General features: G+C 51.7%; 10 protein-coding genes. All 10 read left to right on the top strand.

Going from position 1 to position 11,827, the window contains the following annotated elements:
- Positions 1 to 6: 6 nt before the first annotated feature.
- The 10 genes from nuoE to DESTI_RS23540 all read left to right on the top strand — a co-directional run bounded on the left by nuoE (position 7) and on the right by DESTI_RS23540 (position 11,819).
- The gene (gene nuoE, locus DESTI_RS23585; RefSeq protein ID WP_014812486.1) at positions 7 to 480 is read left to right on the top strand and encodes an NADH-quinone oxidoreductase subunit NuoE; all 474 of its coding nucleotides are present in this window, start codon (positions 7 to 9) and stop codon (positions 478 to 480) included.
- Positions 480 to 1,751, top strand: coding sequence for a complex I 51 kDa subunit family protein (locus tag DESTI_RS23580; RefSeq protein WP_014812485.1), 1,272 nt, complete (start codon positions 480 to 482; stop codon positions 1,749 to 1,751). Before nuoE ends, DESTI_RS23580 begins: the two co-directional genes overlap by 1 nt.
- A 1-nt stretch (position 1,752) precedes the next feature.
- Entirely contained in the window at positions 1,753 to 4,473 is a 2,721-nt protein-coding gene (gene nuoG, locus DESTI_RS23575; RefSeq protein ID WP_014812484.1) for an NADH-quinone oxidoreductase subunit NuoG, read from the top strand.
- Between the two features lie 99 nt (positions 4,474 to 4,572).
- Positions 4,573 to 5,529: an NADH-quinone oxidoreductase subunit NuoH gene (gene nuoH / locus DESTI_RS23570; RefSeq protein ID WP_041287543.1), complete on the top strand. Its 957-nt coding sequence runs from the start codon at positions 4,573 to 4,575 to the stop codon at positions 5,527 to 5,529.
- A 66-nt stretch (positions 5,530 to 5,595) separates the two neighbouring features.
- Positions 5,596 to 6,114 carry an NADH-quinone oxidoreductase subunit NuoI gene (gene nuoI, locus DESTI_RS23565; RefSeq protein ID WP_014812482.1) on the top strand — a complete coding sequence of 173 codons (519 nt, stop codon included), beginning with the start codon at positions 5,596 to 5,598 and terminating at the stop codon, positions 6,112 to 6,114.
- 20 nt (positions 6,115 to 6,134) lie between these two features.
- Positions 6,135 to 6,641: an NADH-quinone oxidoreductase subunit J gene (nuoJ, locus tag DESTI_RS23560; protein ID WP_014812481.1), complete on the top strand. Its 507-nt coding sequence runs from the start codon at positions 6,135 to 6,137 to the stop codon at positions 6,639 to 6,641.
- Positions 6,642 to 6,655: 14 nt separating this feature from the next.
- Positions 6,656 to 6,949 carry an NADH-quinone oxidoreductase subunit NuoK gene (gene nuoK / locus DESTI_RS23555; protein WP_041287542.1) on the top strand — a complete coding sequence of 98 codons (294 nt, stop codon included), beginning with the start codon at positions 6,656 to 6,658 and terminating at the stop codon, positions 6,947 to 6,949.
- Entirely contained in the window at positions 6,950 to 8,842 is a 1,893-nt protein-coding gene (gene nuoL, locus DESTI_RS23550) for an NADH-quinone oxidoreductase subunit L (RefSeq protein WP_014812479.1), read from the top strand.
- Entirely contained in the window at positions 8,839 to 10,386 is a 1,548-nt protein-coding gene (gene nuoM / locus DESTI_RS23545; protein WP_014812478.1) for an NADH-quinone oxidoreductase subunit M, read from the top strand. The genes nuoL and nuoM overlap by 4 nt, the downstream gene beginning before the upstream one ends.
- Positions 10,386 to 11,819: an NADH-quinone oxidoreductase subunit N gene (locus tag DESTI_RS23540; protein ID WP_014812477.1), complete on the top strand. Its 1,434-nt coding sequence runs from the start codon at positions 10,386 to 10,388 to the stop codon at positions 11,817 to 11,819. The genes nuoM and DESTI_RS23540 overlap by 1 nt, the downstream gene beginning before the upstream one ends.
- The last annotated feature ends 8 nt before the right edge of the window (positions 11,820 to 11,827 follow it).

Raw genomic sequence — 11,827 nt, 5'->3', positions numbered from 1 at the left:
GTCAGTATGTTGACGGATGAAATGAAGAAACAGATCCAGGAGGAAGTCGAGAGAAGCGGCACGAGAAAAGCCGGTTGTATAGAGGCCATACAGATAGTGCAGCAGGATCTGGGATGGATTTCTGACGAAGTGCTCGTGGAAATAGCAGAATTTCTCGACATGACTCCGGCGGAACTGGAAGGAGTTGCTTCCTTCTACAATCATATCTATCGAAAACCCGTCGGTAAGCACAGAATCATGATATGTGCCAGCGTGACTTGTTGGATTATGGGATACGAAAAACTGCTCGATCACATTTGTCAGCGTCTAGGCATACAAATGGGGCAGACAACGGCGGACGGAATGTTCACCCTTCTTCCGATCCAATGCCTCGGTGTGTGCGAGCAGGCCCCTGCGCTTATGATCGATGAGGAGCTTTACACGCATCTGGATGAGAATGCATTCGATAGAATACTCGAGAAATATCGGGAGAGAGCTTGATGGAACGGCCCCTCACCGCCAATTTCAGACCTCATGGTGAACCGCTTTCCTTGAAGGAGTATGAAAAGGCCGGCGGGTACCAGGCTTTGCGCAAAGCCTTGAAAATGGGCAGGGACGCTGTAATCCACGAGATTTCCGATGCCCGTTTACGAGGGAGAGGAGGTGCAGGATTCCCGACCGGAACAAAGTGGAAATCCATGCCTTCGCTCCAGGATAACCCCGGACCTCGCTATTTCGTTACGGATGCCGATGAAATGGAGCCTGGAACATTCAAGGATCGGATTCTCATGGAAGGCGATCCTCACCAATTGATCGAAGGCATGATCATCGGATCTCTGATGAACGAGTGCGAGTCGGCTTTTCTCTTTCTCAGGTGGGAGTACACTCGTGCCCGAGATATACTCAAGACGGCTTTGGCTGAGGCTCAGCAAGCGGGATATCTGGGAAAGAACATTCTCGGCAGCGGATTGAATCTTGAAATGCATCTGCATATGAGCGCAGGCAGATATATGTGCGGTGAAGGAACCGCGCTCACCAGCGCTCTGGAAGGCAGTCGCGCTGTCCCTCATTCAAAAGTGCCCCGCCAGACTCAGTCAGGTCTCTGGGGAAGACCTACACTCATGAACAATGTCGAAACATTGTGCAACGTGTCGCATATCATCAATAGAGGAGCCGATTGGTTCAAGAGTCTGAGCCTGTCGAGGGATGGCGGCAGCAAGATTTACGGCGTCAGCGGCAAAGTGAAGAAGCCCGGATTCTGGGAGTTGCCCATGGGCACTACCATACGTGAAATTCTTTATGAACATGCGGGCGGCATGCAGGAAGGTCTGAGATTAAAAGGTCTTCTGCCCGGAGGAGCTTCCACGGATTTTCTACTGGAGGAACACCTCGACACAAGAATGGACTTTGATTCCGTCCAGAAGGCAGGCAGCAGGATGGGCACCGGGACCATGATCGTTCTGGACGACAAAACATGCCCGGTAGGAATGGTTCATAATCTGGAACATTTCTTTGCTCATGAATCGTGTGGCTGGTGCACTCCCTGTCGCGAGGGTCTGCCCTGGGTGGCTTCCATTCTCAAGGACATGGAGGAAGGCAAGGGCCAGCCTGAAGACTTGGAGACTCTCGAATTTCACGTAAAACATCTCGGGCCGGGCCGAACGTTTTGTGCACTTGCGCCCGGAGCCGTCGAACCTCTTGGAAGCGCTCTGAAATTTTTCAGGGAAGATTTCGAACGACACATTTCCGAACGCCGTTGTCCCTGGAGATGATATGGCGATCATTTACATCGACAACAAACCCTATGAGATTGAAGACGGTCAGAATCTTCTGAACGCCTGCCTTTCCTTGGGTTTCGATATTCCGTACTTTTGCTGGCACCCTGCCATGCATTCCGTAGGCGCTTGCAGGCAGTGCGCGGTAAAACTGTTTCGAGACGAAAAAGACACTCGCGGTCAGATAATCATGTCCTGCGTGAGTGATGCTCTGGATGGTATGCGCATTTCCATCAACGATCCTGAAGTGAAGCAGTTTCGCGCAGGAATTATCCAGTGGCTTATGACGAATCATCCGCACGACTGTCCGGTCTGCGATGAAGGCGGAGAATGTCACTTACAGGACATGACGGTCATGACCGGTCATACGCGAAGACAATTTCGGTTCAAGAAACGGACTTATACCAGCCAGGACCTCGGTCCGTTTCTCGAACACGAGATGAACCGCTGTATCCAGTGTTATCGATGTGTACGGTTTTATCGCAATTACGCGGGCGGACGAGATCTCGACGTATTCGGAATCCATCAGCGAATCTATTTTGGACGATTCAAGGACGGCCCGCTTGAAAGCGAGTTCAGCGGCAATCTTGTGGAAGTGTGCCCGACAGGGGTCTTCACGGACAAGACGCTTCGCAAACACTATACGCGAAAATGGGATCTTCAGACCGCTCCGTCCGTGTGCGTACATTGTTCGGTAGGCTGCAACACCATTCCCGGCGAGCGGTATAAAACGCTCAGGCGAATCAGAAATCGATACAATCGCGAGGTAAACGGATATTTTCTCTGCGACCGGGGCAGGTACGGGTATGAATTTGTAAACAGCGACAGACGTATCAGAAAACCTTTTGTCCGTTCCAACGGGAATGGACAACCCCAATTCCTCACGACCCAGGAAGCGCTGGTCCGATTTCGCCAAATTCTTTCGGAAAGCTCGGGGGTAATCGGGATTGGCTCACCGCGGGCATCCCTTGAAAGCAATTTCATGCTTCGGACCCTTGTCGGTCCCGAGCGATTTTTTTCAGGAGTGTCGAAAAGGCAGAATCGGCTTCTCAGTGCCGTGCTCAGCGAGCTGTCAAACGGTTTCGCACGATCGCCTTCTCTCCACGACATGGAACAGGCTGACGCAGTGTTGATTCTCGGAGAGGACCTCACGAATTCGGCTCCCATGATGGCCTTGGCAATGCGGCAGGCAGTCAAGGTTCAGCCTATGGAAATGTGTCACCGTCAAGGTATCCCTGTATGGAACGAATTGGCTGTTCGACAACTTATCCAGGAGAAACTGGGTCCCTTATCCATCGCTTCTCCGAGTCCGGGCAGACTGGATGACATAGCTTCCAGCGTTTACTATGCAGCTCCTCAGGACATAGCACGATTGGGATTTGCCGTTGCAAACGAAATCGATGGTAAAGCGCCAGCCGTTGCCGATTTACCCGAGGAGGTGCAAATCCGAGCCTCGGTGATAGCCCAATTTCTCAGAAAAGCTCGACGCCCTCTCGTCATATCAGGTACAGGTTGCGGGTCTGAAGCTGTGATTCAGGCGGCCGGCAATATAGTCCGGGCACTCGATTCCACAGGTCGAAAAGCGGAGCTTTCCTATGTGCTTCCGGAAGCAAACAGTCTCGGAATGGCAATGTTGAGCGAACGTTGCCTGGATGAAGCTATCGCGCAAGTGGAGATGAAACAGGCTGACACGGTTGTCGTACTGGAAAACGACCTTTTTGCACGAGTGTCGCGGGATGAGGCGGATCGCCTGTTCAAAGCCGCTCGGAATGTGGTGGTGCTGGACCATATAACGTCAGAAACAACCGATCTGGCACATCTCGTTTTTCCTGCAGGGACTTTTGCGGAATCCGACGGCACGTTCATAAATAATGAGGGCCGAGCTCAGCGTTTCATTCAAGTGCTTGTTCCTGAGGACGAAATTCTCGAAAGCTGGAGATGGATTGGACGCGTAATGGCAGTTCAGGCCGGATCGGATGCGACCCGATTTTCCAGCCTTGACGATGTCCTGGATGTACTAACAGACAGTCTACCCGCACTTGCAGGAGTAAAAGATACCGGGCCGCCTGCAGAATATAGGCAACACTGGATGAAGATTGCCCGACAACCCCACAGATACAGCGGTCGGACCGCAATGTCAGCAGATGTTACGATGCATGAACCGCCGCCCCCGATCGATCCGGATTCTCCCTTGGAATTTTCCATGGAAGGGGCGCAAAGCACACCGGATTTGCCGCTCATTCCTCGGTTCTGGTGGCCGGGCTGGAATTCCATACAGTCTCTAAACAAATTCCAGAGTGAAATCGCCGGTCCGCTCGTGGGAGGAAACCCGGGAGTTCGTCTCATCGAACCTCGGACTGAGCCGATTCGAGACTATTTCAACGATGTGCCTCAGTCCTTCGAGTCCAGACCCGATGCCTGGCAGTTCGTGACGCTGTATCACATTTTTGGATCTGAAGAACTCAGTGTGCTCAGTCCCGGTATCGCGGAACGATCACCGAAACCCTATGTAGGGCTGTCCCCGGAAGATGCGGCCTTGTTTGGATCAGACGAAGGAGATTTGATGGAGGTGAAGCTCGATCGCGTGTACGAGCTTCCGTTAAGAATCATCCCCGGACTGGCTCAGGGAGTGGCCGGACTACCCGTGGGACTTCCCGGCTTGAAAGGAATAGATCTGCCGGCCTGGGGAGAGATCAGTCCGATTTGCTTTCAAAGTTAGACGAAAAATCCCCTCTACCCCCCCTTTAATAAAGGGGGGAATGTGGGGGATTTTGAATGCAAATTGGTATCAGAGCAGTCGAGAGAGATAGAACCTAATATGGAAGCCGTTTTGAAACCGATTCTGATCATAGTGGCAGTACTCGTTGTTCTCCTGGCTCTAGCAGCAGGCCTGATCTGGGTGGAACGTCGCCTCCTCGGGCTATGGCAGGATCGGTACGGCCCCAATCGGGCAGGTCCGTTCGGTTTGCTTCAGGTATTGGCGGACATGGTCAAAATCCTCACCAAGGAAGACTGGATCCCGCCATTTTCGGACAAATGGGTTTTTGTCATCGCACCCACAATCATCATGTTCACGGTGTTGGTTTCCTTTGCAGTGGTGCCTTTTGCTCCGGGAATCTTCATTGCCGATCTAAACATAGGGCTGCTGTTCATACTGGGCATGTCATCCCTCGGTGTGTACAGTGTGGCTCTGGGCGGCTGGTCGTCGGCTGCCAAATACTCGCTCATAGGAGCGGTAAGAGCAGCGGCCCAGATGGTGAGTTATGAAATCTACATGGGACTGTCAGTCATGGGCGTTGTGATGCTGGCCGGCAGTTTCAATCTGCGTGAGATCGTGGATGCTCAGCAGAATCTCTGGTTCGTTATTCCGCAATTTCCAGGATTTATAGTTTTTGTCATAGCCGGACTGGCCGAAACCAGGCGTCTCCCTTTCGATCTCCCTGAGGCGGAAAACGAGTTGGTTGCGGGTTTTCACACAGAATATTCCGGTATGAAATTCGGCATGTTTTTTGTGGGCGAGTACCTTGGCATCGTCCTCATCTCGGCATTGACGGTGATTCTTTTTTTGGGCGGATGGCACGGCCCTGTTCTTCCGCCGGTGATATGGTTTTTTCTGAAAACGTTCGTGTTCATTATACTGTTCATTCTGTTCCGGGCTACGTTTCCTCGCCCGAGGTACGATCAACTGATGTCCTTCGGCTGGAAAGTAATGCTGCCGATTTCATTGCTCAACCTCGTTGTGCTGGGCGGCATTGTGCTCGCGGGTGGGTTTTGAAATCGGCTCGCAATCAAAAGAATAAGATTTTATTGCTTTGAAAGCGCATTGGTATGAGGTAACGCGATGTTCGCTTTTCTGAAAAGCATGTGGACTATTCTCATGCATTCGTTTCGCAAGCGTGAGACTATCCTTTATCCTGAGGAAAAGCCTTATATTCCGCCTCGATGGCGCGGCCGAATCATCCTGTCGAGAGACCCTGACGGCCAGGAGCGCTGTGTAGCCTGTTACCTTTGCGCTGTAGCCTGTCCGGTAGATTGTATTGCTCTTCAAGCAACCCAGACACCGGAAGGACGGAGATATCCTGAATTCTTTCGCATCAACTTCTCGCGATGCATTTTTTGCGGATTTTGCGAGGAGGCGTGCCCTACATATGCGATACAACTGACCAATGACTTCGAAATGTCGGAATACGAGAGACACAATCTCGTATATGAGAAAGAACACTTGCTCATTGACGGTCCGGGAAAATATCCGGACTACAATTTCTATGCAGTTTCAGGGCTTGCCGTGGGAAAAAAAGAAAAGGATGAAGAATCGCTGAATCAAAAACCCCCGGTTGATGTAAACGATCTGATGCTCTAGTTCCGATTGAGGAGATAGCATTGAATATTGTGTTCTATATTTCGGGACTTGTCGCGATTGTGGCCACCGTGCTCGTGATCACGTTGCGCAATCCGGTACATTCGCTCCTGTACCTGATTCTTTCACTCCTCGCTGTCGCTCTTGTCTTTTTTACCATTGGAGCACCGTTTGCTGCGGCACTGGAGATAATCGTGTATGCCGGGGCGATAATGGTGCTTTTCGTATTTGTGATCATGATGCTGAATCCCGGGTCCGAGGAAGAGGATCGTTATAAGCAATTGTTCAACCCGAAGACATGGATCGGGCCTTCCGTACTTGCGACCATTCTCCTTTTGGAATTGGCATACGTCTTTCTTCAGAATCGAGGAATTCCTTCAGCCGTTGAGGAAGTGGGTCCCAAACAGGTGGGAATAGCTCTGTTCGGTCCGTACGTGCTGGGAGTCGAACTGGCTTCGATACTGCTGCTGGCGGGACTTGTGGGTGCGTATCATCTCGGTCGAAGGTCGCCGGGAGGAGGTAGATCGTGACTGCTTCCGTACCCATGGAGCACGGGCTGATTCTCTGCGCAATACTGTTTTCGCTTGGTTTGATCGGTCTTCTCGTGCGGAGAAACATCATATTCATGCTCATGTCAATTGAGGTGATGCTCAATGCTGCAGGTTTGGCTTTCGTAATCGCAGGCGCAAGATGGGGACAACCGGACGGTCAGGTGATGTTTATTTTCGTGCTGACCATGGCGGCTGCTGAAGTAGCTGTAGGGTTGACTCTGGTCGTTCAGTTCTATCATCGTTTCAAAACTCTGAACACTGACGCGGCAGATACCATGAGAGGATAAATGTTTACCAAAGTTTGGCTCATTCCAGCTCTGCCGTTTTTGGGATTCCTGATACTCGCCCTCACCGGATCGAGGCTTCAGAAACGGGTGATTGCCGCAATCGGCGTGGGTTCGGTAGGTGTCTCCGCAATTGTCGCACTCATTGCAATGTTCGAGTTCATGATTCCGTTATCCAAGCAGACCTTCTACGTACATTCCGTGGGGTCATGGTTCAACGTTGCCGGATTTGCACCCAGGATCAGTTTTTACTTCGATGCGCTTTCGCTGACCATGGCAATGGTGGTGACGGTGGTCGGATTTTTCATTCATCTGTACTCTGCAGAGTACATGATTGATGAAGAAGATTATCAGAAGTTCTTTGCGTACATGAATCTCTTCGTGGGATTCATGCTGGTTCTGGTTCTTGCTGACAACATGCTCCTTCTGTACCTTGGCTGGGAAGGAGTGGGAATATGCAGCTACCTTCTCATCGGTTTCTGGTACAAGAACCCGGAGAACGGTTACGCTGCAATAAAAGCTTTTGTCATAACCCGTATTGGGGATACTGCTCTCGCTTTGGGCATCTTCTTCCTTTTCGCCCACTTGGGCACTCTTCAGATACAGGAAATCATAACACGTGCTTCGATCGCATGGTATCCCGGATCACAAACGGCCGTGCTCGCAGCTACCCTTATCCTGATCGGAGCCTTGGGCAAGTCTGCTCAATTGCCACTCCAAACATGGCTTCCCGATGCAATGGCAGGTCCTACACCGGTGAGTGCCCTCATCCACGCAGCTACCATGGTCACTGCCGGAGTCTATCTGATCGCGAGGACAAACGTCCTGTTCTCTCTTGCGCCGCCCGTACAGACCACGGTGGCTACCATCGGATTGCTTACGCTTCTGATTGCCGGTTTCAGCGCCCTGGTCCAAACGGATATAAAGCGGGTCCTGGCATACTCCACCATGAGCCAGATAGGGTACATGTTTCTGGCTCTGGGAGTCGGTGCATGGTCCGCAGCTATTTTTCATTTCTTTACCCACGCATTTTTCAAGTCTGTTTTGTTTCTTTCCGCGGGTGTGGTCATTACTGCCATGCATCATGAACAGAATATCTTCAAAATGGGCGGTCTGCGGAAAAAGCTACCGGTGGCATTTTGGACCTTTCTCATAGGATCGGGTTCGCTGGCCGCCATTCCTCTCATCACAGGGGGATTCTACAGCAAAGATGCCATTCTGCTCTTCACATGGTCTTCAGAACAGGGGAATCCATTGTTGTGGCTGGGAGGAGTTCTCGGAGCGTTCATCACGTCCTTGTACATCTTTCGAGTAGTCTTCCTCGTGTTTTTCGGACATGAGAAGTCAGGATCTCCGAAAAAGCCCGGACTTGCGATTGTAATACCTCTCGCGGTATTGGCCGGTTTGTCCGTTGTCTCAGGATTTCTGGAGACCCCCAGGGTTTTGGGTCATGTCACGCTGTTCACCGATTTTCTCCAGACCGCTCTGCCTGCTGTGAAGAGTCAGCACATGAGCATGAGCACGGAGACTGTTCTGGCGTTGGCTGCGGCGATTGTTTCTCTCTCGGGTGTTCTTGTGGGATTTTTCCTGTATATAGAGCCCTCCGCAATTTTGGATCGTCTCGCAGCTACCCGATTCGGATCCGTGATCCACGAGTACTGGTATGCGGGATTCGGGTTTGACTGGCTTTACAGGCGTGTCTTCATCGTGCCGTTTGTATGGATTTCCTCGAAAAACCGAGCGGATATTGTCGACTCCCTGTACGCCGGAATTGCTAAAGTGACAGGATGGCTCAATGGTGTCTTGAGTCGAACCCAAACAGGGCTCGTGAGACATTATGCAGTCGGCATTGCTGTCGGAGCAATCCTGGCTGCTGCTTTCATGGTGTTTCTATGATTCTGGTTCTGCTCATTTTGATTCCGTTCCTCGGCGGTATCGTCACCTGGATACTGGCGGGAAGAGAGGTTCGATGGTCTCGTTGGATCTCTCTGGCAGCCCTCGCGATAGATCTGGCAGGTGCCGTCTATCTTGCGTTCATTGCGTGGTCTTCTCCGGGGACGTGGCTGGCGGACATTCAGTTAGAGTGGATGCCTCAATTAGGCATAAGCTTCCATTTGGCGATGGATGGACTGAGCCTTGTCCTGGTCTTTTTGACGCTCTTTCTCGGCATCATCGCCGTCGCGTGCTCATGGACGGAAATTCAGGAGAATGCGGGCTTTTTTCATTTTCTGCTGATGACGGTTCTGAGCGGAATTCTCGGCGTGTTTCTGGCCTTCGATTTGATTCTTTTCTATTTTTTCTGGGAAGTTATGCTTGTCCCCATGTACTTTCTCATCGGAATTTGGGGCCATGAAAACAGAATATATGCCGCAGTTAAGTTCTTCATTTTCACCCAGGCCGGCGGACTTCTCATGCTTTTTGCCATGCTGGGCCTGTATTTTGTGAATGGCGGCAGCACCGGCACATACACGTTCGATTACTTTCAGCTTCTTGAAAATCCTGTGACAGGACCGTTTTCTTTCTGGTTAATGCTCGGGTTCTTCGCCGCTTTTGCGGTGAAACTCCCGGCAGTGCCGTTCCACACATGGCTTCCTGATGCACATACTGAAGCGCCTACAGCCGGAAGCGTCATACTTGCCGGTCTTCTCCTGAAAACAGGAGCGTACGGTCTCTTGCGGTTCATCTTGCCCCTGTTTCCGGAAGCCTCTGCTTCATTCGCTCCGGTGGCAATGATAATGGGACTGGTGGGCATACTGTACGGTGCTGTTTTGGCCTTCGCACAGACCGACCTGAAGCGGCTGGTAGCGTACACTAGCGTAAGCCACCTCGGTTTCGTTCTCTTGGGTGTTTTTGCCTGCAACCAATGGGCTCTCCAGGGGGCGGTGGTGCAGATGGTCGCACACGGACTCAGCACAGGGGCCTTATTCGTCCTCGTGGGCGCTTTGCAGGAAAGGATCCATTCTCGTGAGATGAGCCGTATGGGCGGATTGTGGGCCTCAGTGCCCAGAATGGGTGGAGCGGTCCTGTTCTTTGCTCTGGCATCACTCGGCTTGCCGGGGCTGGGAAATTTCGTGGGAGAGTTTTTAATACTCGTTGGTGTGTATCAGGCGAATCCCTTTTATACGGTTCCCGCTGTTTTCGGCCTTGTATTTGCCGCAGTCTATTCGCTCTGGTTGGTGCAAAAGGCATTTTACGGGCAGAGCAATGAACGATGGCAATTGCCCGATCTGTCGCTCAGGGAAACCGCAATGGCCGCAAGCATGATTGTGGGGCTCCTGTGGTTAGGATTGCATCCCCAGCCACTTCTGAGTGTTACCCGCCCCGCAGTCGAGGCAATCCAGGCAAGCGAGGAAGCGAGTCGGGATGCTTCCCGGCAAGATTCCTCTTCTGAAATCAAGTCAGCAAACGTTCCGAATGCTTTTGAATCCGGAAATCGGTAATGAATCTTTTCGATCTTTTCATGCTTTTGCCTTTTCTGATCCTATCTGCAGCAGCAGTCTTGCTCATGCTTTTTGTTGCGTTCCACCGCAGCCATGTAATCTCGGCCGTGATTGCGGGTTCTGGTCTGGCAGCTTCTCTCATGGCGGTTGTTGCCGTGTCCCATTCCATTCCCAGGCAGGTTACGCCTCTGTTCCTTGTGGACGGCTTCGCGTCATATTACATGGGTTTGATATTTGCCGCAGGCTTGGCGGTTGCGGTTCTCGCGCACGGTTACTTTCAGGAATATACCGAGCCTGAAGAAGAATTCTACGTGCTTCTGCTTCTGGGTTGTTTAGGTGCAGCAGTTCTTACGTGCAGCAGCCATTTTGCTTCATTCTTTCTGGGGTTGGAAATCCTGAGTATCTCATTGTATGCCCTGGTTGCTTACAAGCGACTGACTCGCGATGGTGTTGAAGCAGGACTTAAATATCTTGTTCTTACTGCGACTGCCGACGCGTTCCTGCTTTTCGGCATGGCGCTGGTATTCGCCCAAACAGGCATCATGAATTTCATCGCCCTCCGGGAGATCGGCACCGAAGCCCCGCAGGTTCTACTGCTTGCTGGTGCAGGTCTTATCTTCGTAGGCATAGGATTCAAGTTGGGAGTTGTTCCCTTTCATATGTGGGTGGCGGATGTGTACCAGGGAGCTCCGGCACCGGTTACGGCGTTTCTGGCAACAGTATCCAAAGGAGCTGTTTTCGCACTTTTGTTCCGGTATTTCGCGCAGGCAGAGATTCAGGAGGGGAGTGCAGCGTTCTGGATGTTCAGTGCTGTTTCGGTCGCTTCCATGTTTACAGGGAATATCCTCGCGTTATTACAGAAGAACGTTAAGCGCATCCTCGCGTATTCCTCCATCGCACACCTCGGATATTTGCTGATTGCGTTCCTGGCAGCGAAAGAAAGCGCATTCCTGGCAATAGGCTTCTATTTAACGGCATATTTTGTCACGACATTGGGAGCCTTCGGCGTAGTGAGCGTTCTTTCCACGAGCGAGAATGAAGCAGGAGAAATCGAACAGTATCAGGGTCTCATCTGGCGAAGACCTCTGGTGGCAGCCTTCTTCACGGCCATGCTATTGTCCCTTGCCGGAATTCCGTTAACTGCGGGTTTTTTGGGAAAATTCTATGTCATGGCTGCAGGAGTAGGTTCAGCCCTGTGGCTGCTGGTTACTGTGCTTGTGGTCAACAGCGTCATCGGACTATTCTACTATCTGCGCATTGTGGCAGCCATGTACGTTCAGCCTGTGACGCGAACTCCGGACTTTGATGTTCCGAAGCCGCTGCATGCAGGTTCCGGAATTGTCTTTGCCGTTCTCGCTGCTGCACTGATCTGGCTGGGAACCTATCCCGGTCCGCTCATCAAGCTGCTTCAGGCTACTTTTCCGGTTTTTTAGCTTTAGCC

This window comes from Desulfomonile tiedjei DSM 6799 (assembly GCF_000266945.1).
GTDB classification, from domain to species: domain Bacteria; phylum Desulfobacterota; class Desulfomonilia; order Desulfomonilales; family Desulfomonilaceae; genus Desulfomonile; species Desulfomonile tiedjei.
Note: the sequence above shows the minus strand (reverse complement) of the source record. Positions and strands in the feature narration are given on the sequence as shown.

Bases quoted from the DNA above. Each gene is read 5' to 3' on its own strand.
- nuoE (WP_014812486.1), top strand. From the start codon at position 7: ATGTTGACGGATGAAATGAAGAAACAGATCCAGGAGGAAGTCGAGAGA.
- DESTI_RS23540 (WP_014812477.1), top strand. From the start codon at position 10,386: ATGAATCTTTTCGATCTTTTCATGCTTTTGCCTTTTCTGATCCTATCT.
- nuoI (WP_014812482.1), top strand. From the start codon at position 5,596: ATGTTCGCTTTTCTGAAAAGCATGTGGACTATTCTCATGCATTCGTTT.
- DESTI_RS23580 (WP_014812485.1), top strand. From the start codon at position 480: ATGGAACGGCCCCTCACCGCCAATTTCAGACCTCATGGTGAACCGCTT.
- nuoM (WP_014812478.1), top strand. From the start codon at position 8,839: ATGATTCTGGTTCTGCTCATTTTGATTCCGTTCCTCGGCGGTATCGTC.
- nuoL (WP_014812479.1), top strand. From the start codon at position 6,950: ATGTTTACCAAAGTTTGGCTCATTCCAGCTCTGCCGTTTTTGGGATTC.
- nuoK (WP_041287542.1), top strand. From the start codon at position 6,656: ATGGAGCACGGGCTGATTCTCTGCGCAATACTGTTTTCGCTTGGTTTG.
- nuoG (WP_014812484.1), top strand. From the start codon at position 1,753: ATGGCGATCATTTACATCGACAACAAACCCTATGAGATTGAAGACGGT.
- nuoH (WP_041287543.1), top strand. From the start codon at position 4,573: ATGGAAGCCGTTTTGAAACCGATTCTGATCATAGTGGCAGTACTCGTT.